Annotated in this window: 22 protein-coding genes, 3 tRNA genes and 1 riboswitch; of the genes, 21 read left to right on the top strand and 4 right to left on the bottom strand. The window is 60.3% G+C overall.

Annotated elements, in window-relative coordinates; genetic code table 11:
* Window positions 1-68 precede the first annotated feature (68 nt).
* The 13 genes from acs to astE all read left to right on the top strand — a co-directional run bounded on the left by acs (window position 69) and on the right by astE (window position 15,337).
* Complete coding sequence (gene acs, locus Q7F16_RS16335) at window positions 69-2,024, top strand: acetate--CoA ligase (RefSeq protein ID WP_041476105.1); 1,956 nt, start codon at window positions 69-71, stop codon at window positions 2,022-2,024.
* A 774-nt stretch (window positions 2,025-2,798) separates the two neighbouring features.
* Entirely contained in the window at window positions 2,799-3,572 is a 774-nt protein-coding gene (locus Q7F16_RS16330; protein ID WP_014339812.1) for an ABC transporter substrate-binding protein, read from the top strand.
* A gap of 90 nt (window positions 3,573-3,662) precedes the next feature.
* Window positions 3,663-4,352: an ABC transporter permease gene (locus Q7F16_RS16325; RefSeq protein WP_014339811.1), complete on the top strand. Its 690-nt coding sequence runs from the start codon at window positions 3,663-3,665 to the stop codon at window positions 4,350-4,352.
* Window positions 4,349-5,047, top strand: a complete 699-nt coding sequence (locus Q7F16_RS16320) for an ABC transporter permease (protein ID WP_003204798.1) — start codon at window positions 4,349-4,351, stop codon at window positions 5,045-5,047. Before Q7F16_RS16325 ends, Q7F16_RS16320 begins: the two co-directional genes overlap by 4 nt.
* Window positions 5,048-5,103: 56 nt before the next feature.
* Complete coding sequence (locus Q7F16_RS16315; protein WP_003204797.1) at window positions 5,104-5,868, top strand: ABC transporter ATP-binding protein; 765 nt, start codon at window positions 5,104-5,106, stop codon at window positions 5,866-5,868.
* A 113-nt stretch (window positions 5,869-5,981) separates the two neighbouring features.
* The gene (locus Q7F16_RS16310; protein ID WP_014339809.1) at window positions 5,982-6,962 is read left to right on the top strand and encodes a GlxA family transcriptional regulator; all 981 of its coding nucleotides are present in this window, start codon (window positions 5,982-5,984) and stop codon (window positions 6,960-6,962) included.
* Between the two features lie 353 nt (window positions 6,963-7,315).
* Window positions 7,316-8,536 carry an aspartate aminotransferase family protein gene (locus tag Q7F16_RS16305; RefSeq protein ID WP_409556054.1) on the top strand — a complete coding sequence of 407 codons (1,221 nt, stop codon included), beginning with the start codon at window positions 7,316-7,318 and terminating at the stop codon, window positions 8,534-8,536.
* 257 nt (window positions 8,537-8,793) lie between these two features.
* Window positions 8,794-9,813: an arginine/ornithine succinyltransferase subunit alpha gene (gene aruF / locus Q7F16_RS16300; protein ID WP_003178851.1), complete on the top strand. Its 1,020-nt coding sequence runs from the start codon at window positions 8,794-8,796 to the stop codon at window positions 9,811-9,813.
* A 54-nt stretch (window positions 9,814-9,867) separates the two neighbouring features.
* Entirely contained in the window at window positions 9,868-10,893 is a 1,026-nt protein-coding gene (gene astA, locus Q7F16_RS16295) for an arginine N-succinyltransferase (protein WP_409556053.1), read from the top strand.
* Entirely contained in the window at window positions 10,890-12,359 is a 1,470-nt protein-coding gene (astD, locus tag Q7F16_RS16290) for a succinylglutamate-semialdehyde dehydrogenase (RefSeq protein ID WP_161798345.1), read from the top strand. Before astA ends, astD begins: the two co-directional genes overlap by 4 nt.
* Before the next feature lie 254 nt (window positions 12,360-12,613).
* Window positions 12,614-13,960 carry an N-succinylarginine dihydrolase gene (gene astB, locus Q7F16_RS16285; RefSeq protein ID WP_409556052.1) on the top strand — a complete coding sequence of 449 codons (1,347 nt, stop codon included), beginning with the start codon at window positions 12,614-12,616 and terminating at the stop codon, window positions 13,958-13,960.
* A gap of 69 nt (window positions 13,961-14,029) precedes the next feature.
* Window positions 14,030-14,317: a hypothetical protein gene (locus tag Q7F16_RS16280; protein ID WP_003178862.1), complete on the top strand. Its 288-nt coding sequence runs from the start codon at window positions 14,030-14,032 to the stop codon at window positions 14,315-14,317.
* A 12-nt stretch (window positions 14,318-14,329) separates the two neighbouring features.
* Entirely contained in the window at window positions 14,330-15,337 is a 1,008-nt protein-coding gene (gene astE, locus Q7F16_RS16275) for a succinylglutamate desuccinylase (protein WP_003204782.1), read from the top strand.
* Between the two features lie 122 nt (window positions 15,338-15,459).
* On the opposite strand, the gene Q7F16_RS16270 is transcribed toward astE, so the two are convergent.
* Window positions 15,460-15,969, bottom strand: coding sequence for a 6,7-dimethyl-8-ribityllumazine synthase (locus Q7F16_RS16270; protein WP_003204780.1), 510 nt, complete (start codon window positions 15,967-15,969; stop codon window positions 15,460-15,462).
* A 100-nt stretch (window positions 15,970-16,069) separates the two neighbouring features.
* Window positions 16,070-16,238, bottom strand: a riboswitch (FMN riboswitch).
* A gap of 267 nt (window positions 16,239-16,505) precedes the next feature.
* Between Q7F16_RS16270 and ltaE the strand changes: the two genes are divergently transcribed.
* From ltaE to Q7F16_RS16235, 7 genes are all read left to right on the top strand, one after another.
* The gene (gene ltaE / locus Q7F16_RS16265) at window positions 16,506-17,510 is read left to right on the top strand and encodes a low-specificity L-threonine aldolase (RefSeq protein WP_046062554.1); all 1,005 of its coding nucleotides are present in this window, start codon (window positions 16,506-16,508) and stop codon (window positions 17,508-17,510) included.
* 146 nt (window positions 17,511-17,656) lie between these two features.
* Entirely contained in the window at window positions 17,657-20,278 is a 2,622-nt protein-coding gene (gene alaS, locus Q7F16_RS16260; protein ID WP_079305434.1) for an alanine--tRNA ligase, read from the top strand.
* Between the two features lie 92 nt (window positions 20,279-20,370).
* The gene (locus tag Q7F16_RS16255; protein WP_046062552.1) at window positions 20,371-21,612 is read left to right on the top strand and encodes an aspartate kinase; all 1,242 of its coding nucleotides are present in this window, start codon (window positions 20,371-20,373) and stop codon (window positions 21,610-21,612) included.
* 184 nt (window positions 21,613-21,796) lie between these two features.
* Entirely contained in the window at window positions 21,797-21,985 is a 189-nt protein-coding gene (gene csrA / locus Q7F16_RS16250) for a carbon storage regulator CsrA (RefSeq protein ID WP_003178872.1), read from the top strand.
* A 62-nt stretch (window positions 21,986-22,047) separates the two neighbouring features.
* Window positions 22,048-22,138, top strand: a tRNA-Ser gene (locus Q7F16_RS16245).
* Window positions 22,139-22,244: 106 nt separating this feature from the next.
* A tRNA-Arg gene (locus Q7F16_RS16240) sits at window positions 22,245-22,321 on the top strand.
* A 72-nt stretch (window positions 22,322-22,393) separates the two neighbouring features.
* Window positions 22,394-22,470: transfer RNA gene (locus tag Q7F16_RS16235), tRNA-Arg, on the top strand.
* A 39-nt stretch (window positions 22,471-22,509) separates the two neighbouring features.
* Here Q7F16_RS16235 and Q7F16_RS16230 read toward each other — a convergent pair.
* A complete protein-coding gene (locus Q7F16_RS16230) occupies window positions 22,510-23,013 on the bottom strand; it encodes a hypothetical protein (protein ID WP_046062551.1) in 504 nt (167 codons plus the stop codon).
* Between the two features lie 322 nt (window positions 23,014-23,335).
* Here Q7F16_RS16230 and mgtE point away from each other — a divergent pair, with 322 nt between their 5' ends.
* Window positions 23,336-24,778: a magnesium transporter gene (gene mgtE / locus Q7F16_RS16225; RefSeq protein WP_018612646.1), complete on the top strand. Its 1,443-nt coding sequence runs from the start codon at window positions 23,336-23,338 to the stop codon at window positions 24,776-24,778.
* Window positions 24,779-25,383: 605 nt separating this feature from the next.
* On the opposite strand, the gene Q7F16_RS16220 is transcribed toward mgtE, so the two are convergent.
* Complete coding sequence (locus tag Q7F16_RS16220; protein ID WP_409556997.1) at window positions 25,384-25,992, bottom strand: LysE family translocator; 609 nt, start codon at window positions 25,990-25,992, stop codon at window positions 25,384-25,386.
* Window positions 25,993-26,071: 79 nt separating this feature from the next.
* A complete protein-coding gene (locus tag Q7F16_RS16215; protein WP_046062549.1) occupies window positions 26,072-26,884 on the bottom strand; it encodes an AraC family transcriptional regulator in 813 nt (270 codons plus the stop codon).
* Window positions 26,885-26,913: the final 29 nt, after the last annotated feature.

Raw genomic sequence — 26,913 nt, 5'->3', positions numbered from 1 at the left:
GGTTCTATAGGCCCGCCCCGGGCTACAACGGGATCATACAAAAACAACTATTCACCGAGGTAAGAAAGATGAGTGCGGCTTCTGTGTATCCCGTTCGTCCCGAGGTTGCGGCCAATACGCTGACTGACGAGGCGACCTACAAGGCCATGTACCAGCAGTCGGTCGTCAACCCGGACGGCTTCTGGCGCGAGCAGGCCAAGCGCCTCGATTGGATCAAGCCTTTCACCACGGTGAAGCAGACGTCCTTCGACGATCACCATGTCGACATCAAGTGGTTCGCCGACGGCACCTTGAACGTTTCCTACAACTGCCTCGACCGTCACCTGGCCGAGCGCGGCGATCAAATTGCGATTATCTGGGAGGGCGATGACCCTGCCGAGAGCCGCAACATCACCTATCGCGAGCTGCATGAAGAAGTCTGCAAGTTCGCCAACGCCCTGCGCGGCCAAGACGTGCACCGCGGCGACGTGGTGACCATCTACATGCCGATGATCCCTGAAGCCGTGGTCGCGATGCTGGCCTGTGCCCGGATTGGTGCGATTCACTCGGTGGTGTTCGGCGGTTTCTCGCCTGAAGCGCTGGCTGGCCGGATCATCGACTGCAAATCCAAAGTGGTGATCACCGCCGACGAAGGCGTTCGCGCTGGCAAGAAGATCCCGCTCAAGGCCAACGTCGATGACGCGTTGACCAACCCGGAAACCAGCAGCATTCAGAAAGTCATCGTCTGCAAGCGCACCGGTGGCGGTATCAAGTGGAACCAGCACCGCGACATCTGGTACGAAGACCTGATGAAAGTGGCCGGCACCGTTTGCGCGCCGAAGGAAATGGGTGCCGAGGAAGCGCTGTTCATCCTCTACACCTCGGGCTCCACCGGCAAGCCCAAGGGCGTGCAGCACACCACGGCCGGCTACTTGCTGTACGCGGCGCTGACCCATGAGCGGGTGTTCGACTACAAGCCAGGCGAGGTGTACTGGTGCACCGCCGACGTGGGTTGGGTCACTGGCCACAGCTATATCGTCTACGGCCCGCTGGCCAATGGCGCGACCACGCTGCTGTTCGAAGGCGTGCCGAACTACCCGGACATCACCCGGGTGGCCAAGGTTGTCGACAAGCACAAGGTCAGCATCCTCTACACCGCGCCAACCGCTATCCGCGCGATGATGGCCTCGGGTACCGCCGCCGTCGAAGGTGCTGACGGCAGCAGCCTGCGCCTGTTGGGTTCGGTGGGCGAGCCGATCAACCCGGAAGCCTGGGACTGGTACTACAAGAATGTCGGCAAGGAACGTTGCCCGATCGTCGACACCTGGTGGCAGACCGAAACTGGTGGCGTGCTGATCAGCCCGCTGCCAGGCGCCACGGCGTTGAAGCCAGGTTCGGCCACGCGTCCGTTCTTCGGTGTGGTACCGGCGTTGGTGGACAACCTCGGCAACCTGATCGAAGGCGCCGCCGAAGGCAACCTGGTGATCCTCGATTCGTGGCCAGGCCAGGCGCGTACGCTGTACGGCGACCATGACCGTTTTGTCGACACCTACTTCAAGACTTTCAGTGGCATGTACTTCACCGGTGACGGCGCGCGTCGTGACGAGGATGGCTACTACTGGATCACCGGTCGGGTGGATGACGTGCTCAACGTGTCCGGCCACCGCATGGGCACGGCCGAGATCGAGAGCGCCATGGTCGCCCACCCGAAAGTCGCCGAAGCGGCGGTGGTCGGTGTGCCGCACGACATCAAGGGGCAGGGCATCTATGTCTATGTCACCCTCAATGCCGGCGAAGAAACCAGCGAGGCCCTGCGCCTGGAACTGAAGAACTGGGTGCGCAAGGAGATCGGTCCGATTGCTTCGCCGGATGTGATCCAGTGGGCGCCGGGGCTGCCGAAAACCCGCTCCGGCAAGATCATGCGCCGCATCCTGCGCAAGATCGCCACGGCGGAGTACGACGGGTTGGGTGATATCTCCACCCTGGCTGATCCGAGTGTGGTGGCGCATCTGATCGAGACGCACAAGACCATGAACGTTGCCTGACGGTAGCGTGTAACATCAAAAAGCCCCGCCCGGCAGTGCCGAGTGGGGCTTTTTTATATAGGCCTGGGGCGCTCACTTTTGTGGCGAGGGGATTTATCCCCGCTGGGCTGCGAAGCAGCCCCAAGTCACCCAACTCATTCTTTCTGATACACCGAGTTGCCTGGCTTTAGGGCCGCTTCGCAGCCCAACGGGGATAAATCCCCTCGCCACAGGTTCGGTGTTCGGATAACCGTAGTGCCTGGCGTTTGGGGCTGCTGTGCAGCCCAGCGGGAGCAAGCTCCCTCGCCACGGGTTAGGTGGATGAATAAATATCGGCGTTCAAAGTAGGAGGTGTCTGAACGTTACCGGTGTTTCGAAATGTGTAACCAAAGGCGCCACAACGGGGCGATGTGAAACGCCAAGCCCCATTACAGGGCGGTTCCAGGCGTCTCCCAAAATAAGCCGACACGCTGTGCTTGCCGGATTAGAAGGGTTTGCGAATAATGGGCCCGCTATTTGCAGCATAGATCGGTTTCCCTTCTTTTGCTCTTGCATGAATTTGCGGGGCTGTCAATGCGCTCGAACAGCTTTCTCGGTGCTTCTGTAATTTGTTGTCGCATTGAAGAAATATCGGCTTCGGGCCTGTCGTTAGAATGCCGATCACTCGCTCGTCGTGGCTCGTGTTGAATAAAACGTGAGCTTCCTAGGACGCAGCACCAAAGTTCGTTTCACCCATTCGCATATTGGGCTGTTGCTCACTCTGCCGTTTTTGCCCTTTACCGATGGAGTCCCAAGATGAAGAAACTTGTGCTGCTTGGCGCCCTGGCACTGTCCGTGCTGTCCCTGCCTACCTTCGCTGATGAGAAGCCCCTGAAGATTGGTATCGAAGCGGCTTACCCTCCGTTCGCCTCGAAAGCCCCGGATGGCAGCATCGTCGGTTTCGACTACGACATCGGCAATGCGCTGTGCGAAGAGATGAAGGTCAAGTGCGTGTGGGTCGAGCAAGAGTTCGACGGCCTGATCCCGGCGCTCAAGGTCCGCAAGATCGACGCGATCCTGTCGTCCATGTCGATCACCGAAGATCGCAAGAAATCGGTTGATTTCACCAACAAGTACTACAACACCCCGGCCCGTCTGGTGATGAAGGCCGGTACCCAGGTCAGTGACGGCCTGGCCGAGCTCAAGGGCAAGAACATCGGCGTGCAGCGTGGTTCGATCCACGAGCGTTTCGCCCGTGAAGTCCTGGCTCCGCTGGGTGCCGAGATCAAGCCATACGGTTCGCAGAACGAGATCTACCTGGATGTGTCCGCCGGTCGTCTCGACGGCACCGTGGCAGACGCTACGCTGTTGGATGACGGCTTCCTCAAGACCGATGCCGGCAAGGGCTTCGCGTTCGTCGGCCCGGCCTTTACCGACGAGAAATACTTCGGCGACGGTATCGGTATCGCGGTTCGCAAGGGCGATGCCCTGAAAGACAAGATTAATGGCGCGATCACCGCCATTCGCGAGAACGGCAAGTACAAGCAAATCCAGGACAAATACTTCGCTTTCGACATCTACGGCAAGTAACGACGTCCCGCCACTCGTGCGAAATGGCGCAAGCAACAGGATCTCTGCGGTTTGCGCCATTTTTTCATCCCACTTTCGAGGACCTGAATCATGTTGAAAGGCTACGGGGCTGTCATCCTCGATGGCGCATGGTTGACGCTTGAGCTCGCCTTGTCGTCCATGGCCCTGGCCATCGTCCTGGGGTTGATCGGCGTTGCGTTGCGCCTCTCTCCGGTGCGCTGGCTGGCGTGGCTGGGCGACCTGTATTCCACGGTCATTCGCGGCATTCCCGACCTGGTGCTGATCCTGCTGATTTTCTACGGCGGCCAGGACCTGCTGAACCGCGTGGCGCCGATGCTCGGCTACGACGATTACATCGACTTGAACCCGCTGGCGGCCGGTATCGGCACCCTGGGCTTCATCTTCGGTGCCTACCTGTCGGAAACCTTCCGTGGCGCGTTCATGGCGATCCCCAAGGGGCAGGCCGAGGCGGGCATGGCGTACGGCATGAACGGGTTCCAGGTGTTTTTCCGGGTGCTGGTGCCGCAGATGATTCGCCTGGCGATCCCGGGCTTCACCAACAACTGGTTGGTACTGACCAAGGCCACCGCGCTGATTTCGGTGGTGGGCCTGCAAGACATGATGTTCAAGGCCAAGCAGGCGGCGGATGCCACGCGCGAGCCTTTCACCTTCTTCCTCGCAGTGGCGGCGATGTACCTGGTGATCACCAGTGTCTCGTTGCTGGCATTGCGTCACCTTGAGAAGCGCTACTCGGTAGGCGTAAGGGCGGCTGATCTATGATCTTCGACTACAACGTCATCTATGAAGCCTTGCCGCTGTACTTCAGTGGCTTGTTGACCACCCTGAAGCTGTTGGCCCTGTCGCTGTTCTTCGGTCTGTTGGCGGCGTTGCCCCTGGGGCTGATGCGGGTGTCCAAGCAGCCGGTCGTCAACATGACGGCGTGGCTCTACACCTACGTGATCCGCGGCACGCCGATGCTGGTGCAGCTGTTCCTGATCTACTACGGGCTGGCGCAGTTCGCGATCGTGCGTGAAAGCTTTCTCTGGCCGTGGCTGTCCAGTGCGACCTTCTGCGCCTGCCTGGCGTTCGCTATCAACACCAGCGCCTACACCGCCGAAATCATCGCCGGCAGCCTGCGGGCCACGCCCAACGGTGAGATCGAAGCGGCCAAGGCCATGGGCATGTCGCGCTACAAGCTGTATCGCCGGATTCTGTTGCCATCGGCCTTGCGTCGGGCGCTGCCGCAATACAGCAACGAAGTGATCATGATGTTGCAGACCACCAGCCTGGCATCCATCGTGACCCTGATCGATATCACCGGTGCCGCGCGCACGGTGAACGCGCAGTACTACTTGCCGTTCGAGGCCTACATCACGGCCGGCGTTTTCTACCTGTGCCTGACCTTCATCCTGGTGCGCCTGTTCAAACTGGCCGAGCGCCGCTGGCTGGGTTACCTGGCCCCGCGCAAGCACTGATAACGCATCGATCCGATCGACTGCTCAACGACTGACGTTTTGTGAGAACCGACCGCATGTACAAGCTTGAAGTCCAAGACCTGCATAAACGCTATGGCAGTCACGAAGTGCTCAAGGGTGTGTCCCTGAAAGCCGCCGCTGGCGATGTGATCAGCATCATCGGCTCCAGTGGCTCCGGCAAGAGTACTTTCCTGCGTTGCATCAACCTGCTTGAGCAACCCCACGCCGGCAAGATCCTGCTCAACAACGAAGAGTTGAAGCTGGTGGCCGGCAAGGACGGCGCGTTGAAGGCCGCAGACCCCAAGCAACTGCAGCGCATGCGTTCGCGGCTGTCGATGGTGTTCCAGCATTTCAACCTGTGGTCCCACATGACTGCGCTGGAAAACATCATGGAAGCACCGGTGCATGTACTGGGTGTGTCCAAGGCTGAAGCGCGGGAGAAGGCCGAGCACTACCTGAACAAGGTCGGCGTGGCCCATCGCAAGGATGCCTACCCGGGCCATATGTCCGGCGGCGAGCAGCAGCGTGTGGCGATTGCCCGTGCGCTGGCGATGGAGCCGGAGGTGATGCTGTTCGACGAGCCGACCTCGGCCCTTGATCCGGAACTGGTAGGCGACGTGCTCAAGGTGATGCAGGCTCTGGCCCTGGAAGGCCGGACCATGGTGGTGGTGACCCACGAAATGGGCTTTGCCCGTGAAGTGTCGAACCAACTGGTGTTCTTGCACAAAGGCATCGTCGAAGAAAGCGGCAACCCGCGCGAAGTGCTGGTCAATCCGCAATCCGAGCGCCTGCAACAATTTCTTTCGGGCAGCCTCAAGTAATCGCTCCCGTTACGCACCTGATTTGGGTCATGCTGCGCACCGCGCGCCAGATGGTCTAATTTGGTTGCAGCCGCTTTTGGCTTTAACACTGTTTTCGCTTCGGATTGCCCGCCATGACTGCCCATCGAATAGGTTTCCTGATTTGGCCCAGCACTAAAGCCTTGACGCTGGCGCTGGCCGAGGAGGCCTTGCGTGTTGCTCAGCGGGTGCATCCGGATGTGGTCTACGAACTGTCGTTCTTGCAGGCCGAACCGTCGGCCGACGGCGCCTGGCAACTGCCGGGCGAGCCTTGGGCCGGCAAGCTCGAAGGTTTCCAGAAGCTGTTCCTGCTGGCCGATGAGCCGCCGGCCGCGCTGGCCTCACCCCTGAGCAGCGCCCTCAAGCAACTGGTGCGGGCCGGCTGTGTGATTGGCGGTTTGTCTGCCGGTGTCTATCCCCTGGCCCAACTGGGTTTGCTCGACGGTTACCGGGCCGCCGTGCATTGGCGCTGGCAGGACGATTTCTCCGAGCGCTTCCCCAAGGTCATCGCCACCAGCCATCTGTTTGACTGGGACCGCGATCGCCTGAGCGCTTGCGGCGGCATGTCGGTGCTCGACCTGTTGCTGGCGGTGCTGGCTCGCGATCACGGCGCGGAGCTGGCCGGCGCGGTGTCGGAAGAATTGGTGGTCGAGCGCATTCGCGAGGGGGGCGAGCGTCAGCGCATCCCGTTGCAGAACCGCCTTGGCTCCAGCCATCCAAAGCTCACCCAGGCGGTGCTGCTGATGGAAGCCAACATCGAAGAGCCGCTGACCACCGACGAGATCGCCCAGCATGTCTGTGTATCCCGTCGACAACTGGAGCGGATCTTCAAGCAATACCTCAACCGCGTGCCCAGCCAGTATTACCTGGAGCTGCGTCTGAACAAGGCCCGGCAGATGTTGATGCAGACCAGCAAATCCATCATCCAGATCGGCCTGTCCTGCGGCTTCTCCTCAGGGCCACACTTCTCCAGCGCCTACCGCAACTTCTTCGGCGCCACACCGCGGGAAGACCGCAACCAGCGACGCAGCAGCAGCCCGTTCGAATTGTCCTCGGTGCCGTCCGAACGGGGCTAAGTGGCAAAACACACTTCTGTGGGAGCAAGGCTTGCCCGCGATGCAGGCGATGCGGTCCTTGGTGAACCGAGGCGCCTGTATCGCGAGCAAGCTTTGCTCCCACAGATAAGTCCCCTCGCCACAAGTGTTTTGCATGGCCGAGGGAAATGTGGAAGCCAGCCCCTCAAATACACCGGCAACGTTTAAACTGCGCCTTTGCGACGCTATTTGTCGCATTGCCGTAAACCCGCGAAAAACGTGGGTTGGCGCTATAAGAAGTTGTCGCTTGGCGGCAAGGCCGGGCTGAAAACTGTCCTTACAATCCTTACCAAGCCCGCCAGTTCCAGGCGGGTGTTCCTCATCAGGAGACTCCGATGTCCGTTGAGCAAGCCGCGGTACAACGCGCCGATTTCGACCAGGTTATGGTTCCCAACTATGCACCTGCTGCCTTCATACCTGTGCGTGGCGCCGGTTCCCGCGTATGGGACCAATCCGGTCGCGAGTTGATCGACTTTGCTGGCGGTATTGCAGTCAACGTACTGGGCCATGCCCACCCGGCACTGGTCGGTGCACTGACCGAACAGGCCAACAAGTTGTGGCACGTGTCCAACGTATTCACCAACGAGCCGGCCCTGCGCCTGGCCCATAAGTTGGTCAACGCGACTTTTGCCGAGCGCGCGTTCTTCTGCAACTCCGGCGCCGAAGCCAACGAGGCCGCCTTCAAGCTGGCCCGTCGCGTCGCGTTCGATCGTTTCGGCAGTGAGAAGTACGAAATCATCGCCGCGCTCAATAGCTTCCACGGTCGTACCCTGTTCACCGTCAACGTCGGCGGGCAGTCGAAGTACTCCGACGGTTTCGGGCCTAAAATTACTGGCATCACCCACGTTCCTTACAACGACCTGGCCGCTTTGAAAGCCGCCATTTCGGACAAGACCTGCGCCGTGGTGCTGGAACCGATCCAGGGCGAGGGCGGTGTGCTGCCAGCCGAGCAGGCCTACCTGCAAGGCGCCCGCGACCTGTGCGATGCCCACGACGCATTGCTGGTGTTCGACGAAGTGCAGACCGGCATGGGCCGCAGCGGCCACCTGTTCGCCTACATGCATTACGGCGTGGTCCCGGACATCCTCACCAGCGCCAAGAGTCTGGGCGGTGGTTTCCCGATCGCGGCGATGCTCACCACCGAAGCGCTGGCCAAGCACCTGGTCGTCGGCACCCACGGCACTACCTATGGCGGTAACCCGCTGGCCTGCGCGGTGGCCGAAGCGGTGATCGACGTGGTCAATACCCCTGAAGTGCTCGCGGGTGTCAAAGCCAAGCATCACAAGTTCAAGGTTCGCCTGGAGCAGATTGGCGAGAAGTACGGCCTGTTCACCCAAGTGCGCGGCCTGGGCTTGCTGATCGGTTGCGTGCTGAACGACGCCTGGAAAGGCAAGGCCAAGGACATCTTCAACGCCGCCGAACAGGAAGGCCTGATGATCCTGCAAGCCGGCCCGGACGTGATTCGCTTCGCTCCGAGCCTGGTGGTGGAAGACGCCGACATCGACGAAGGCCTGGACCGCTTCGAGCGGGCCGTGGCGAAGTTGAGCCAAGCCTGATTTCAGACTTGACCGGCTCCATTGTGGGAGCCGGACTTATGTGGGTGCAGGTTTGTGGGAGCAAAGCTTGCTCGCGATGCGGGTGCCTCAGTTCACCAAGGACCGCGTCGCCTGCATCGCGGGCAAGCCTTGCTCCCACAAGCTTTGCTCCTACAAACCTGGTCCCATATTGAGTCAGTGGGGAGCAGGTCCGGTTTTTATTCTCTGTGTATCGACCTGACGGTCGAACCCTTTATTTCAAGTTAAGGAGTGACACCATGCTGGTGATGCGCCCTGCGCAAATGGCTGATCTGGGCGAGGTACAGCGTCTGGCTGCGGACAGTCCGATCGGTGTCACTTCCTTGCCGGATGACGTGGAACGCCTGAGCGACAAGATCGCCGCAAGCGAAGCCTCGTTCGCCGCCGAAGTCAGTTTCAACGGTGAAGAGAGCTATTTCTTCGTCCTCGAAGACACCGCGACCGGCAAGTTGGCGGGTTGTTCGGCCATCGTCGCTTCGGCCGGTTATTCCGAACCGTTCTACAGCTTTCGCAACGAGACCTTCGTTCACGCCTCCCGTGAACTGAAGATCCACAACAAGATCCACGTGCTCTCCCAGTGCCACGACCTGACTGGCAACAGCCTGCTGACCAGTTTCTACGTGGTGCCGGAGCTGGTGGGTTCGCCATGGTCGGAACTCAATTCCCGCGGGCGCCTGCTGTTCGTTGCCAGCCACCCGGAACGGTTTGCCGATTCGGTGGTGACCGAGATCGTCGGCTACAGCGATGAGAATGGCGACTCGCCGTTCTGGGACGCCATCGGTCGCAACTTCTTCGACCTCAACTACGCCGCCGCCGAGCGTTTGTGCGGGCTGAAAAGCCGTACTTTCCTCGCCGAGCTGATGCCCCATTACCCGATCTACGTGCCGCTGTTGCCGGACGCCGCCCAGGAAGCCATGGGCCAGGTCCATCCGCGGGCGCAGATCACCTTCGACATCCTGATGCGCGAGGGTTTCGAGACCGATCACTACATCGACATCTTCGACGGTGGCCCGACCCTGCATGCCCGCGTCTCGGGCATCCGCTCGATTGCCCAGAGCCGCGTGGTGCCGGTCAAGATCGGCGAACCGGTCAAGGGGGCCGGCCGCCAATACCTGGTGGCCAATGCCCAATTGCAGGATTACCGCGCCGTGCTGCTCGAGCTCGATTACGCGCCGGGCAAGCCTGTGACGCTGGACATGGAAGCGGCCGAAGCCTTGGGCGTCGGCGAAGGCGCCAGCGTGCGTCTGGTAGCCGTATAACGCTTTACAGCTGAGTTTCGCGGGTGGCGTGAGCGACCCGTTTGAGGAGATAGCATGATCGTTCGTCCCGTACGCAGCAGCGACTTACCCGCTCTGATCGCCCTGGCCCGCAGCACGGGCACCGGCCTGACCACCTTGCCGGCCAACGAAGAGCGCCTGGCCCATCGGGTCGGCTGGGCCGAGAAGACCTTTCGCGGCGAAGCCGGGCGCGGTGACGCGGATTACCTGTTCGTGCTCGAAGACGACGACGGTCACGTGGTGGGCATTTCCGCCATCGCCGGTGCCGTGGGGCTGCGTGAGCCCTGGTACAACTTCCGGGTCGGCCTGACGGTCAGCGCTTCCCAGGAATTGAACATCTATCGGGAAATTCCGACCCTGTTCCTGGCCAACGACCTGACCGGCAATTCCGAGCTGTGCTCGCTGTTTCTGCATGCCGATTTCCGCAGTGGTCTCAATGGTCGCATGCTGGCCAAGGCGCGGCTGTTGTTCATTGCCGAATTCCCACAGTTGTTCGGCAACAAGATCATCGCCGAGATGCGCGGCATGTCCGACGACAAGGGGCGTTCGCCGTTCTGGGAAAGCCTGGGCCGGCACTTCTTCAAGATGGAATTCAGCCAGGCCGATTACCTCACCGGCGTGGGCAACAAGGCGTTTATTGCCGAGCTGATGCCCAAGTTCCCGCTGTACACCTGTTTCTTGTCCGAAGATGCCCGGGCCGTGATCGGCCAGGTTCATCCGGATACGGAACCTGCATTGTCGATGCTCAAGAGCGAAGGTTTCAGCTACCAGGGTTACGTCGACATCTTCGACGCCGGTCCGGCGGTGGAGTGCGAAACCGGCAAGATCCGCGCGATTCGCGACAGCCAGGCGCTGGTGCTGGCCATCGGTACGCCGGGCGATGACGCCACGCCGTTCCTCATCCATAACCGCAAGCGCGAAGACTGCCGCATCACTGCTGCACCGGCGCGCTTTGCCGCCGGCACGCTGGTGGTCGATCCGCTGACCGCCAAGCGTCTTCAACTTAACGCCGGCGATCAGGTACGTGCCGTCGCGTTGTCTGCTGCCCGGGAGTCGAAATAATGAACTCGCTGTACATCGCAGGAAGCTGGCTGGAAGGCCAGGGTGACCTCTTTGAGTCGTTGAACCCAGTGAGCCAAGAGGTGGTGTGGTCGGGTAACGGTGCCACGGCGGCGCAAGTGGAGTCGGCGGTGCAGGCCGCGCGCCAGGCTTTCCCGGACTGGGCTCGGCGCTCGCTGGATGAACGCATCCAGGTGCTGGAAGCCTTTGCCGCTGCCCTGAAAAATCACGCGGACGAACTGGCCCATTGCATCGGTGAAGAAACCGGCAAGCCGTTGTGGGAAGCAGCGACCGAAGTGACCAGCATGGTCAACAAAGTCGCCATTTCGGTGCAGAGTTACCGCGAGCGGACCGGCGAGAAGAGCGGCCCCCTGGGCGACGCCACCGCAGTATTGCGCCACAAGCCCCACGGTGTGGTGGCGGTGTTCGGTCCCTACAACTTCCCTGGTCATTTGCCCAACGGCCACATCGTGCCGGCGCTGCTGGCCGGCAACAGCGTGTTGTTCAAGCCGAGCGAGCTGACGCCGAAAGTTGCCGAACTGACGGTCAAGTGCTGGATCGAGGCCGGTCTGCCGGCGGGCGTACTGAACCTGCTGCAAGGCGCGCGGGAAACCGGCATCGCCCTGGCGGCGAACCCAGGCATTGATGGGCTGTTTTTCACCGGCTCCAGCCGCACCGGCAATCTGCTGCACCAACAGTTTTCCGGGCGTCCGGACAAGATCCTCGCGCTGGAAATGGGCGGTAACAACCCGCTGGTGGTGGATGAGGTGGCGGACGTCGATGCGGCGGTCTACACCATTATTCAGTCCGCTTTCATTTCCGCCGGGCAGCGCTGCACCTGTGCGCGCCGCCTGCTGGTGCCGGAAGGCGCCTGGGGCGATGCCTTGCTGGCGCGCCTGGTGGCGGTCAGCTCGACCATTGAAGTCGGTGCCTTCGACCAGCAACCGGCACCGTTCATGGGTTCGGTGATTTCCCTGGCCGCGGCGAAGGCGCTGATGGATGCGCAAAACCATTTGCTGGGCAAAGGCGCCGTGCCGCTGTTGAGCATGACTCAACCGCAGGCCCAGGCCGCATTGCTGACGCCGGGTATCCTGGACGTGACGGCCGTGGCCGAGCGTCCTGATGAAGAGCTGTTCGGGCCGTTGCTGCAAGTGATCCGCTACAAAGATTTCGCAGCGGCAATCACCGAGGCCAACAATACGCAATATGGCCTGGCCGCCGGGTTGCTGTCCGATTCCCAGGCGCGTTACCAGCAGTTCTGGTTGCAAAGCCGCGCCGGTATCGTCAACTGGAACAAACAGCTGACCGGTGCCGCCAGCAGCGCGCCGTTCGGCGGTGTCGGCGCCTCGGGCAACCATCGCGCCAGCGCTTATTACGCGGCCGATTATTGCGCGTATCCGGTGGCTTCCCTGGAGACACCAAGCCTTGTGATGCCGGCTGCCCTGACCCCCGGCGTGCGCATGTCTTGAGACCGCCATCGCGGGCAAGCCTTGCTCCCACAGGAGTTATGAAAACCAGTGGGAGTAGAGCTTGCTCCCACAGGAGTTATGAAAACCAGTGGGAGTAGAGCTTGCTCCCACAGGAGCTATGCAAAACCTGTGAGAGTAGAGCTTGCTCCCGCAGGAGCTATGCAAAACCTGTGGGAGCAAGGCTTGCCCGCGATAGCCGCGACTCGGTTGTTATTGATGCCTATAAAAAAACAGATTCTCGTGGAGCCTCGCTGATGAAATCCTATGAAGTCAACTTTGACGGTCTAGTGGGGCCGACCCATAACTACGGCGGGCTCTCGTACGGCAACGTCGCGTCCCAGAGCAACAGCCAGCAGTCCTCCAACCCCAAGGAAGCGGCGTTGCAGGGCCTGGCGAAAATGAAAGCGCTGATGGACATGGGTTTCCAGCAAGGTGTGCTGGCGCCACAGGAACGCCCGGACGTGGCGGCCCTGCGCCGGCTGGGCTTTGCCGGCAGCGATGCCCAAGTCATCCAGCAGGCCGCGAAAGAAGCGATGCCGCTGCTGGTTGCCAGTTGCTCGGCCTCCAGCATGTGGGTGGCCAACGCCGCCACGGTCAGCCCGAGCGCTGACACGGCCGATGGTCGCGTGCATTTCACCGCCGCCAACCTGAACTGCAAATATCACCGCAGCATCGAGCACCCGACCACCAGCCGTGTGCTGGGGGCGATGTTCGCCAACCAGCACCACTTCGCCCACCACGCCGCCTTGCCGGCGGTGGCGCAGTTTGGCGACGAAGGCGCGGCCAACCACACCCGTTTTTGCCGCGCCTACGGCGAGGCTGGTGTCGAGTTCTTCGTGTTCGGTCGCAGTGCCTTTGATACCCGCTATCCCGCGCCGCAGAAATACCCGGCGCGCCAGACCCTGGAAGCTTCCCAGGCCGTTGCCCGCCTGCACGGGCTGAGGGAGGAGGGCGTGGTGTACGCCCAACAGAACCCATCGGTGATCGACCAGGGTGTGTTCCACAACGACGTGATCGCGGTGGGCAATGGCGAAGTGCTGTTCTATCACGAGGACGCGTTTCTCGAGACCGACAAGATGCTGGCCGAATTGAGCAGCAAACTCGCCAAGGTCGGTGGGAAATTTCAATCGGTGTGCGTACCGCGTTCGGCGGTCACCGTCGATGACGCGGTACGTTCCTACCTGTTCAATAGCCAGTTGCTGTCGCGTCCCGACGGTTCAATGCTCTTGATCGTGCCGGAAGAATGCCGTAGCAACGAACGTGTCTGGCAATACCTGCAGGGCCTGACGGGCGCTGGCGGGGGGATTCGCGAAGTGAAGGTCTTCGACCTCAAGCAAAGCATGCAGAACGGTGGCGGCCCGGCTTGCCTGAGGTTGCGCGTGGCCCTCAATGAAACCGAGCTGGCGGCCGTCAACCCAGGGGTTATCATGACCGCGCCGCTGTACGATTCGCTGACCCAATGGGTCGAGCGGCATTACCGCGACCGCATGACCGAAAACGATCTGGCAGACCCGCAGTTGCTGCTCGAATGCCGTGCGGCACTGGATGAACTGACACAAATCCTTAAACTTGGCTCGGTTTATCCTTTCCAGATCAATTGAAAGCGCGCGCGACCTGACTACAGTCAAAGCAGGGCGCGTTGCCTTATCCCCAGACGAGAATGTAAAGACATGAGCGATACCCTGCAGCTGATCCTTGAAGACACCGACGGCACCCAACTGGAAACTTCCTGCACCCGCGTCGCGGTGATGTGGCAAGGCAAGGAGTTGTGGATCCAGCAGGATGGCCGCGGTCAGTTGCTGATCGGCGTCGATGTCGAGGAAGGGGACGAGGAATACGCCAACCTGTTGTTGCGTCCATTGGCGACCAACCTTGTCAGCCTGCAACTGGAAATGGAACCGGCGGACGTCGGCGACGATGACCATGTCCATGGCCCGGATTGCGGCCACGACCATTAAGGAAACCGCGCTATGCTCGCCCTCGGCAAACTGCTTGAACTGACCCTCGCCGGCCGTGAACCGGCGGAGAAGACTCAACTGACTGTCGAAGGCGTACGGATGCGCTGGTTGAGCGAGGGCGCGCTGGAGGTCAAGCCGCCCGAAGCCCGGGATAATGGCCTGGACCTGTTGCTGTCGGCCGGTATCCACGGCAATGAAACCGCGCCGATCGAGTTGCTCGACCGCCTGCTGCATGACATCGCCCGTGGCCATTTGAAGCCGCGGGCACGCATTCTGTTCCTGTTCGGCAATCCCGAGGCCATCCGGCGCGGTGAGCGTTTCGTCGAACAGGACGTCAACCGACTGTTCAATGGCCGCCATGAGCTGAGCGGCGGTCCTGAGGCGCTACGGGCCTGCGAGCTGGAGCGCTTGGCCGCCAGTTTTTTCAGCCGGCCAGAACGCAGTCGCTTGCATTACGACCTGCACACCGCCATCCGCGGCTCGAAGATCGAGCAGTTCGCCCTCTACCCGTGGAAAGAAGGTCGCCAGCATTCACGCCGTGAACTGGCACGCCTGCGTGCCGGGGGCATGGAGGCGGTGTTGCTGCAGAACAAGCCGTCCATTGTGTTCAGCGCCTACACCTACGACCAACTGGGTGCCGAGTCCTTCACCCTGGAACTGGGCAAGGCCCGGCCATTCGGGCAGAACGACGGCGTCAACGTCAGCCTGCTGGAAACCCGCCTGCAACAGATCATCGAAGGCAACGAGCCGGAGCTGGATGAAGGGCTCGATGGCCTGCAACTGTTCAGCGTCGCCCGGGAAATCATCAAGCACAGCGACAGCTTCCGCCTGAACCTGCCGGCGGACATCGAGAACTTCTCGGAATTGGGGAAAGGCTACGTGCTGGCCGAAGACATCGCCCAGACCCGCTGGGTGATCGAAGAGGAGGGCGCCCGAATCATCTTTCCGAACCCCAAGGTCAAGAATGGCTTGCGGGCTGGCATCCTGATCGTGCCGGCGACCGACGAAAACCTGATCTAAAACCCACACCGAACCATTGTGGGAGCGAGCTTGCTCGCGATAGCGGTGTACCAGTCAATGTTGAAGGCGACTGACACTCCGCTATCGCGAGCAAGCTCGCTCCCACAGGTTTTTTGCGGCTTTTAGACCGCCACCGCCCGCTGCTCACTACGACGCAACGCCCGGGTCTTGTGCAATGTATCGGCACAGGTTTTCGCTGCTTCCTGGCCCTTGTGCACGAAATGTTCGAAGAAGAATTTCTGATGTTCCTCCCCAGCATGGAAGTGATGCGGCGTGAGCACGACCGAGAATACCGGCACTTCGGTTTCCAGCTGGACCTGCATCAGGCCGCTGATGACCGATTGGGCGACGAACTCGTGACGGTAGATGCCACCGTCCACCACCAGGCCGGCGGCGACGATGCCGGCGTAGCGGCCTGATTTGGCCAGCAGCTTGGCGTGCAGCGGAATCTCGAAGGCGCCACCGACTTCGAAGAAGTCGATATCACTTTCCTGATAGCCCTGGGTGATCATTTCGGCGACGAAGCCTTTACGGCTCTGGTCGACGATTTCCTTGTGCCAGCAGGCCTGGATGAACGCGACGCGCTCGCCCGGATGACTTTTGCTTTTGCTGTCGATTGCAGTGGGTTGCATGTTCTGGTTCCTGTTTGTGTGAAAAACAGGGCGTCATGAATCGAAGGGGATTCGAGGGTACGCCGCGCACGGACAGTCGCAGTCGGCCCTTGGGTGCCAATCCCGTTCTCTCTTCATCCGGACTATGACCGTCGGCCCCGGAATCAAACCGGGTCTGCTGACCTTGCCGCTACACCCCAAAAAGTGGTGTACCACCAAGCGCTCGCGGGCTATGCACGTTGCGTGCAATTACCGCCGGTGGGGAATTACACCCCGCCCTGAGAACGTTTTTGCCGCCACGCTTTGTGACAGCGGAGGATTTTTAACACATAAACCCCTGTGGGAGCGAGCCGTGGGAGCAAAGCTTGCTCGCGATAGTGGTGGGTCAGCCAACATCAATACTGCCTGACCCGACGCCATCGCGAGCAAGCTTTGCTCCCACGGCACACAAGGGGGTTGCTGCCCTTTCCGTCGAGCAGACTTGATTATTCCTCTCCATGCCCGCAGTAATTGCCCTTCGAAAGGGAATTCCCCCTCCAGCACCCGAGGCCAGATTCATGAGCGTTATCGATCTTCGCAGCGACACGGTCACCCAACCTACCGCCGGCATGCTCGATGCCATGGCCAGCGCGCCTACCGGCGATGACGTGTATGGGGAAGACCCGACCGTCAATCGCCTCGAGGCTGAACTGGCCGCTCGCCTGGGCTTTGCCGCAGCGCTATTCGTGCCCACGGGGACCATGAGCAACCTGTTGGGGTTGATGGCCCACTGCGAGCGCGGCGACGAATACATCGTCGGCCAGCAAGCTCACACCTACAAATACGAAGGCGGCGGTGCGGCCGTGCTCGGTTCGATCCAGCCCCAGCCCCTTGAGGTGCAGGCGGACGGTTCCCTGGACCTGGCGCACGTCGCTGCGGCGATCAAGCCCGATGATTTCCACTTTGCCCGCACCCGCCTGCTGGCCCTGGAAAACACCATGCAGGGCAAGGTGCTGCCACTGGAATACCTGGCCCGGGCCCGGCGTTTCACCCAGGAACATGGCCTGGCTCTGCATTTGGACGGGGCGCGGTTGTACAACGCGGCGGTCAAGCTGAATGTCGATGCCCGACAGATCACGCAATATTTCGATTCGGTGTCGGTGTGCCTGTCCAAGGGGCTCGGCGCGCCGGTGGGCTCGGTCCTGTGCGGCAGCGTCGAGCTGATCGGCAAGGCCCGCCGGCTGCGCAAGATGGTCGGCGGCGGCATGCGCCAGGCGGGGATTCTCGCGGCAGCTGGGCTGTATGCCCTGGAACATCAGGTCCAGCGCCTGGCCGATGACCACGCCAATGCCCAGCGGCTCGCCGAGGGCTTGCGTGCGGCGGGTTACGAGGTCGAGCCGGTGCAGACCAACATGGTCTACGTGCAAATGGGCGAGCGGGCCGAGGCGATCAAGGCATTTGCCGATGAGCGGGGCGTCAAGCTCAGCGCTGCTCCACGCCTGCGAATGGTGACGCACATGGACGTGAGCGCGGCGCAAATCGACCAGGTGATCAGCGCTTTCGTCGAATTTTCCCGCCACTGACCCGTCAACCGGGCCAATTGACAGTTTCTATCGCATAAACACGCTGTACCCCACGCGCAGGGCCGATATAATGCGGCCCTTTGCCGTTGCTTCGTCTGTTGACGTTTTGCACAGGCCTTTGGCCGCAGCCTCCGTGGAAGAACCTAATGAAAAGCGCAGAAATCCGTGAAGCCTTCCTTCGCTTCTTCGAAGAGCAAGGCCACACCCGAGTAGCCTCCAGCTCTTTGATTCCGGGCAACGACCCGACCCTGCTGTTCACCAACGCGGGGATGAACCAGTTCAAGGACTGCTTCCTGGGCCAGGAAAAACGTGCCTACACCCGTGCGGTGAGCAGCCAGAAGTGCGTGCGTGCCGGCGGTAAGCACAACGACCTGGAAAACGTCGGCTATACCGCACGTCACCACACCTTCTTCGAAATGCTGGGTAACTTCAGCTTCGGTGACTATTTCAAGCGCGACGCCATCACCTTCGCCTGGACCTTCCTGACCTCCGACAAGTGGCTGAACCTGCCCAAGGAGAAGCTCTGGGTAACGGTCTACGCTACCGACGACGAAGCCTATGACATCTGGACCAAAGAGGTCGGTGTCCCGGCTGAGCGCATGGTGCGCATTGGCGACAACAAGGGCGCGCCTTACGCCTCCGATAACTTCTGGACCATGGGCGACACCGGCCCGTGCGGCCCGTGCACCGAGATTTTCTACGATCACGGCGCCGACATCTGGGGCGGCCCACCCGGCTCGCCGGAAGAGGACGGCGACCGCTACATCGAGATCTGGAACAACGTGTTCATGCAGTTCAACCGCACCGCCGATGGCGTGTTGCATCCGCTGCCAGCGCCGTCGGTCGACACCGGCATGGGCCTGGAGCGGATCAGTGCGGTGCTGCAGCACGTTCACTCCAACTACGAAATCGACCTGTTCCAGAGCCTGCTGAGCGCGTCGGCCCAGGCCATCGGTTGCACCAACGACAACCAGGCGTCGCTCAAAGTGGTGGCCGACCACATCCGTTCCTGCGGTTTCCTGATTGCCGACGGTGTGCTGCCTTCCAACGAAGGCCGCGGTTATGTGCTGCGCCGGATCATCCGCCGCGCCTGCCGTCACGGCAACAAGCTGGGCGCCAAGGGCAGCTTCTTCTATCAGATCGTCGCGGCATTGGCGGCCGAGATGGGCGAAGCCTTCCCGGAGCTCAAGTCCCAGCAGGCGCACATCGAGCGCGTGCTCAAGGCTGAAGAAGAACAATTCGCCAAGACCCTGGAGCAAGGCCTGAAGATCCTCGAGCAGGATCTGGCCGAGCTCAAGGGCAACGTGGTTCCGGGCGATGTGGTGTTCAAGCTGTACGACACCTACGGTTTCCCGATGGACCTGACCGGCGACATCGCCCGCGAACGCAATCTGACCCTCGACGAGGAAGGTTTCGAGCGCGAGATGGACGCCCAGCGGGTGCGTGCGCGTTCCGCCAGCTCCTTTGGCATGGACTACAACAGCCTGGTCAAGGTTGATGTGGCCACCGAGTTCACCGGTTATGCGGGCACCACCGGCTCGGCCAAGATCGTTGCCATCTATAAGGATGGGCAGTCGGTCGACATCCTGAGCGAAGGCCAGGAAGGCGTGATCGTGCTGGACAAGACCCCGTTCTACGCCGAATCCGGCGGCCAGATCGGCGACAGCGGTTACCTGCAGGCGGGCAGCTCGCGTTTCGACGTACGTGACACCACCAAGACCGGCGGCGCCTTCCTGCACCATGGCGTGCTGGCTTCGGGCAGCCTGATGATCGCAGCCCCGGTGGCCGCCCATGTCGACGCCGACGTTCGACATGCCACGTCGCTGAACCACTCCGCCACGCACTTGCTGCACGCTGCGTTGCGCCAGGTGCTGGGCGAGCATGTCCAGCAGAAGGGTTCGTTGGTGGACAGTCAGCGCCTGCGCTTCGACTTCAGTCATTTCGAAGCCATCAAGCCTGAGCAGCTCAAGGCGTTGGAAGAAATCGTCAACGCCGAGATTCGCAAGAACTCCCCGGTAGAAACCGAAGAAACCGACATCGAGACCGCCAAGCGCAAGGGCGCGATGGCGTTGTTCGGCGAGAAATACGGCGACAGCGTGCGCGTGCTGAGCATGGGCGACTTCTCCGTTGAGCTGTGCGGTGGCATCCACGCCAACCGCACCGGTGACATCGGCCTGATGAAAATCATCAGCGAAGGTGGCGTGGCATCCGGCGTGCGCCGGATCGAAGCGGTCACCGGCGCGGCGGCCCTGGCGTACCTCAACGCGGCCGAAGAACAACTCAAGGAAGCGGCAACCCTGATCAAGGGCAGCCGTGACAACCTGATCGACAAGCTGTCGGCTGTGCTGGAGCGCAACCGCCTGCTGGAAAAGCAACTCGAACAGTTGCAGGCCAAGGCCGCCAGCGCCGCGGGCGACGATCTGTCGGCCCAGGCCGTGGACGTCAAGGGCGTGAACGTGCTGGCTGTACGTCTGGATGGCCAGGATGGCAAGGCGCTGCTGGCGCTGGTCGATCAACTGAAAAACAAACTCGGCCGCGCAGTGATCCTGCTCGGCAGTGTCCATGAGGAAAAGGTCGTTCTCGTCGCAGGCGTGACCAAAGACCTGACTGGCCAACTCAAAGCCGGTGATTTGATGAAGCAGGCCGCTGCGGCAGTGGGCGGCAAGGGCGGTGGTCGTCCGGACATGGCGCAAGGCGGTGGTACCGACGTTGGCGCACTGGACGCGGCACTGGCCCAGACCGTTGCATTTGTAGAGCAGGGTATTTAAGGCAGCGCCGCTGGGCTCGTGGTCTAGTGACGAGCCCAGCCGCTGTTTGAGTGATTTATTGGGCGCCCTTCATGGGCAGAGGCGGCTTTGAAATGGCTTTGATCGTACAGAAATTTGGAGGCACCTCGGTCGGCACTGTCGAGAGAATCGAACAAGTCGCCGACAAGGTTAAGAAATTCCGCGAGGCGGGCGATGACCTGGTGGTTGTGCTGTCGGCAATGAGCGGCGAGACCAACCGTCTGATCGATCTGGCCAAGCAAATCAGCGGCGACCAGCAACCGGTTCCCCGTGAGCTGGACGTGATCGTTTCCACCGGCGAGCAGGTGACCATCGCCTTGCTGGCAATGGCGCTGATCAAGCGTGGTGTGCCGGCGGTGTCCTACACCGGCAACCAGGTGCGTATCCTGACGGACAGCGCGCACAATAAAGCGCGTATTCTGCAGATCGACGACCAGAAGATTCGCGGCGACCTGAAGGCTGGCCGTGTCGTGGTCGTCGCCGGTTTCCAGGGCGTGGACGAGCAGGGCAACATCACCACCCTCGGTCGTGGCGGTTCCGACACCACGGGCGTAGCGCTGGCAGCGGCCCTCAAGGCTGACGAATGCCAGATCTACACCGATGTGGACGGTGTCTACACCACTGACCCACGGGTCGTGCCTGTAGCCCAGCGCCTGGACAAGATCACGTTCGAAGAGATGCTGGAAATGGCCAGCCTCGGTTCGAAGGTGTTGCAGATCCGGGCGGTCGAATTCGCCGGCAAGTACAACGTTCCGCTGCGCGTTCTGCACAGCTTCAAAGAGGGTCCGGGCACCCTCATTACTATTGATGAAGAGGAATCCATGGAACAGCCGATCATTTCCGGCATCGCTTTCAACCGCGATGAAGCCAAGCTGACCATCCGTGGCGTGCCAGACACCCCCGGCGTGGCGTTCAAGATTCTCGGCCCGATCAGTGCCGCGAACATCGAAGTCGACATGATCGTGCAGAACGTCTCGCACGATAACACCACTGACTTCACCTTCACCGTGCACCGTAACGACTACCAGTCTGCTGAAGCGATACTGAAAAAAACCGCTAGCGAGATCGGTGCTCGGGAAGTGGTGGGCGATACCAAGATTGCCAAGGTCTCGATCGTCGGTGTCGGCATGCGCTCCCACGCAGGCGTGGCCAGCCGCATGTTCGAATCCCTGGCCAAGGAAAGCATCAATATCCAGATGATCTCTACCTCGGAAATCAAGGTTTCCGTGGTGATCGAAGAGAAATACCTGGAACTGGCCGTGCGCGCCCTGCACACGGCTTTCGAACTCGACGCTGCTGCCCAACCGGGCGAGTAAAGCGTTGTCTGGAGGGCGCGGCTGGACCGCGCCCTTTGTTTTTCTGAATGGCGCGTCCCAAAACTGTTCTTTTGCCCGCGCTGGTCAATACTAGGCCTGTAGGCTTCGACCGTTTCGGTTGTAGGTCCAATGCCTTTTTTTTGCAGACTGTTGTCCCTTAAGTGAATTGCGTGAGGAGAAAGGTATGCTGATTCTGACCCGTCGGTGTGCAGAAAGCCTGATTATTGGCGATGGCGAAATCACCGTGACCGTGCTCGGCGTCAAAGGAAACCAAGTGCGTATCGGCGTCAACGCCCCGAAAGAGGTTGCTGTACACCGCGAGGAAATTTACCTGCGTATCAAGAAAGAGAAGGACGACGAACCAAGCCATTAATTTTTATCGATTTTTATGTTTGCAAACGGGGATGAAGGTGGTTAATATACGCCCCGTGTTGCGGAGAGCTGGCCGAGTGGCCGAAGGCGCTCCCCTGCTAAGGGAGTACACCTCAAAAGGGTGTCGGGGGTTCGAATCCCCCGTTCTCCGCCATTATTTTTTAGTGCGTCAAAATCTGGCTTGATCAGTAAGTGCTTGAAGTTACTGAAAAAAGCGCTTTACAAAAGGAATTGACGACCTATAATGCGCGGCAACAAATGCACTCGTAGCTCAGCTGGATAGAGTACTCGGCTACGAACCGAGCGGTCACAGGTTCGAATCCTGTCGAGTGCACCATTTAAGAGTTGTTTGCAGCAATGCAAATAACTTGGCTTCAACCAGTTGTGATCTGGTATAAAACCACAACTTGCACTCGTAGCTCAGCTGGATAGAGTACTCGGCTACGAACCGAGCGGTCACAGGTTCGAATCCTGTCGAGTGCACCAAACACCAAAAAGCCCGCGTTTACGCGGGCTTTTTGCTGTCTACGATTTGCCTTTCACGCATCCTCTCTCATCGAATACGACCTCTGCACTGCGACCTTTCTTCGCCTTGTAGCTATACCGTGTGCTCGAATTCCGAACTTTGATCGAGTCTGGCTTGCCCAGGGCGCTCTCTACGTCCTGTTGGCTCATGCCGGCGATGATGCGTCGGTCCAGGATGGCGTCGCGGCGCTGCCTGGCGTCGATGAGGTTCCCGCAGCGGTCCTGGAACTGGCCAACCACGGTCGGTTCCTTGCGTGTGGTTTTGTTGCTGGATGTTTGCCGGCGCTCCGCTTCGGGCAGCATCGCCTCGCTCGTCGGTTCGGTCGAACCTGGGCGGTAGGGGTGGATCTGTTGTAGCGACAGGGCTTCTCCCGGGCCGCAGCTCAGGGTCGTGAATGTCACGTGCCCTGTGATGTTTTCGCAGCGATGCACGGTCTGCCCGGCAGCCGATAAAGGCAGGCAGGGCAAGCAGGCGAGCAGGAACAGGCAGTGGTTGAGGTGCATCCGGTCGTCCTCCTTGACGGTGCAGAAGAGAAGGGTAGTCGCCGCATTTCTGCCGCGGCGTGTGTTTTCTTTTCTGGATAAGTCGTCGTAAAGGAACAGGTTCAGCCTGTGTTCAGGTTTGTCTCGCAAGCGCTTGTTCTTGCCATGATTTTTTAGCGTTTTAAAGCGTCAAGCGGTGTATGATTGCGCCCGTCAGCCCCGCCGGGGCTTTGGAATATCTCCATGGACTTACCCAGTAGTTACTCAATATTTAGTTTTGCCAATCATGAATTGACTGATTGATCCTTCCGGCGTGCTCCACTGCTGGGAGTGGAGTTCGCCTATGACCCAAGTAGAAGTAAAAAAAACGCAGGAAAGCCTTCAGGATCGCCTCGCTCAAGTTATTGAGCTGCTGCATCGCCAGCGGGTCGTCGAAGACCTGACGCATCGCCAGGAAGGTCCGCATCATGACCGGGTCGAGAACCTGGTCCACCGGCAGAATCTCGTCGAGCTGCAACGCAAGCTCGATGATCTGCACTCCGCCGACGTTGCCTACATTCTTGAAGCCCTGCCACTGGAAGAGCGTCTGACGGTCTGGCAGTTGGTCAAGGCTGATCGCGACGGTGACATCCTGCTCGAAGTGTCGGACTCGGTTCGCGAAACCCTGATCGCCGACATGGATGATCACGAGTTGCTGGCGGCGGCCAAGGAAATGGACGCCGACGAACTCGCCGACCTTGCGCCCGAACTGCCGCGGGACGTTGTCCATGAACTGATGGAAGCCCTCGACGGCCAGCAGCGTGAGCGTGTGCGTTCGGCGTTGTCCTACGACGAGGAGCAGGTCGGTGCGCTGATGGACTTCGAGATGGTGACGATCCGCGAGGACGTCAGCCTTGAAGTGGTCTTGCGCTACCTGCGTCGCCTCAAGGAACTGCCGGGGCATACTGACAAACTGTTTGTGGTCGACTACGACGGCGTGCTCAAGGGCGTGCTGCCCATCAAGCGCCTGCTCGTCAACGACCCGGAAAAACAGGTGGCCGAGGTCATGGCCAGCGATCCGGTGAGCTTTCACCCGGACGAAGATGCCTATGATGCGGCCCAGGCGTTCGAACGTTATGACTTGATTTCGGCACCGGTGGTCGACAAGAACGGCAAACTGATCGGCCGTCTGACCATCGATGAAATGGTCGACTTGATTCGTGAGGAAAGCGAAAGCGAAGTCCTCAACATGGCCGGTCTGCGCGAAGAAGAAGACATCTTCGCCTCGGTCTGGAAGTCCCTGCGTAACCGCTGGGCCTGGTTGGCGATCAATCTGATCACCGCGTTTGTTGCCTCCCGGGTCATCGGCCTGTTCGAAGGCTCCATTGAAAAACTGGTGGCGCTTGCGGCGCTGATGCCCATCGTCGCCGGCATCGGTGGCAACTCTGGCAACCAGACCATCACCATGATCGTCCGTGCCATGGCGCTGGACCAGGTCAGTACCGGCAACACTTCGCGATTGATGCGCAAGGAACTGGCTGTGTCCCTGATCAACGGCGTGATTTGGGGGGGGGTGATTGGCGTGGTGGCTTATCTGCTCTATGGCAGCTGGTCGCTGGGGGTGGTCATGACAGCCGCGATGACGCTCAACCTGCTGCTGGCGGCATTGATGGGGGTCCTGATCCCCATGACCCTGGCCCGCATGGGCCGTGACCCTGCCATGGGCGCCAGTGTCATGATTACCGCAGTGACTGACAGTGGCGGGTTCTTCATCTTCCTGGGATTGGCGACGATTTTCCTGCTCTGAGTCACTCATCAAGAAACCCGTCTGTTTGGCGTAATACTGTCCACTTAGAAAAAACGGCGCTTCTTTCAGAAATGGGAAGCGCCGTTTTTTTTTGCGCTTCTTTTGGATTGCGGGGCGTCAAGACTAAAGACAAGAGCAGCTGGCAGGTCCAGCCTCTATGCAACTGCACCACCGCTATCGCGAGCAAGCCCAACATCCATGTGACTGAACCACCGCCTTCGCGAGCAGGCTCGCTCCCACAATTGGATCGGAGTACGACCGGAAGAACCAGGTCGGCTATAAGGCCGCCTCGTGGTGGACGTTGATCTCGGCGCCCCGTTAACCACGATGGCCGAACGCAGGCATTGCGCAGTGGGCAACCCGGCATGGATGCCGGGTTAGCCGCGCTGGGCCATGGATGGCCCTTCGCGGCGGCCCACGGAGCAATGCCTTCGTTCAGGCATGCCGAGTCTAAGCGAGGCACCGAGTGGTGGGGCATGAGCGCTTTGGTTACTTTCGCGCTTTTCGAAAGTGACCCGCCGTCAGGGCGGAACCCTAAGCCGCCGTTACCGCAGCAATGGATATACACACCAACCCTGCCCCCCGCAAAATCCCCCCCCCGCGCATCACTGCATCAACGCCAATCGTGCCGCCTGTAACACAAAAGCTGCCGAGAATAGCCGGCGCAACCACTGCAACACGGATGGACGCTCCAGAACATGGCGACGCATCGATGCGCAGAACACGCCATAGATGACGAAGATGGCAAAGGTGATCGCCATGAAAATGAAGCTCAGTTGCAGCATGCGCCACATGGCATCCGTTTCTCCTGGCGCGAGAAATTGCGGTAGAAAGGCCAGGAAAAAAATCGACAGCTTTGGATTCAGCAGGTTGAGCAAGATGCCCGAAAAAATCACCGCGCCATTCGAACGCGGAGTCTTGTGCGGATCAATATGCAAGGCCCCGTGGCTCTGGAGCGTGCTCCATGCCATCCACAGCAGGTAAGCGACGCCAAGGTACTTGATGATCTCGAAGGCCAGTGGGCTGGTGTGCAGCAGTGCAGCGAGGCCCGTGATGGCTGCCAGCATGTGTGGCACGATCCCCAAGGTGCAACTCAATGCGGCTACCACACTCGCGCGCCAGCCCCGGGCCAGGCCAGCTGCAACCGTATAGACCACGCCAGTGCCAGGCGAAGCTGCGACGATCAGGGAAGTGACAAAAAATTCGAGGTTCATGCGACGCCGACCTTGGCAGTTATGAAGTCTCCAGCCTGCCTGCGGTGAGGAGGGGCGTCTTGAACGAAATTGCAGGTCGCTACGGGTGTCCTTTCCGGGCGTACATGCCGGGTGAGAATCCAAAGCTGCGCACGAAGCATCGGGTCATATGGCTCTGATCGGCGAAACCGCTGGCCAGGGACGCATCGGCCAGCGGCATGCCAGCGGCGATCAGTTGTCGTGTTCGGTGGATACGTCGTTGCAGCAGATAGGCGTGGGGCGTCAAACCGGTCAGGCGGGTGAAGGCGCGTACCAGTTGGAAGCGGCTTAAATCGGCCTCCCTGGCGAGCAGGGCAAGCGACATGGACGACTGTGGATCGTCGTCGATCAAGGCTTTTGCACGGTTTGCCGCGACCTCCGGCAAAGACGATACCGGTATGGAGCGATCCAGCAAATGTCCGAGCAAAAGCACGAGCGTTTCTTCGATCTTCAGGTGATCGCCAAACTCCTCGGCTTCAGCGACGGTCTGGTACAAAGTGCGGAACAATTCCGCCGCGCGCGGGCTTTGCAGCACCGGATAAGCAAATTCCTGGGCGCAGACGCCCCCATCGTTCGCCATATCCTTTAATACCTGTGCAATCAGTGGCGGGTCGAAATACAGCATCTGCCAACGACGCGTTCCGTCTCCGATGGGCGCGCCGTCATGCACTTCGGCCGGATTGACCGATATAAGGTCGCCAGCCGTCGCTTCTACCTGGCCTCGGCCACTGGCTGAACGTTGCGCCCCACGCACAAGTAAGCCAATACCAAAATGTTCGTGCATATGCCGGGCAAACGTTCGATCTGAATCGGCCTCGACGATTTCCACGCCCAGCCCTGGGATTCTTTGGATCTTGAATGCGTGACCTTTCATGCAGGACTCCGGGTCCATGCTTTTTAGCG

It is taken from the genome of Pseudomonas sp. Lb2C2, from assembly GCF_052112205.1.
GTDB classification, from domain to species: domain Bacteria; phylum Pseudomonadota; class Gammaproteobacteria; order Pseudomonadales; family Pseudomonadaceae; genus Aquipseudomonas; species Aquipseudomonas kilonensis.
Note: the sequence above shows the minus strand (reverse complement) of the source record. Positions and strands in the feature narration are given on the sequence as shown.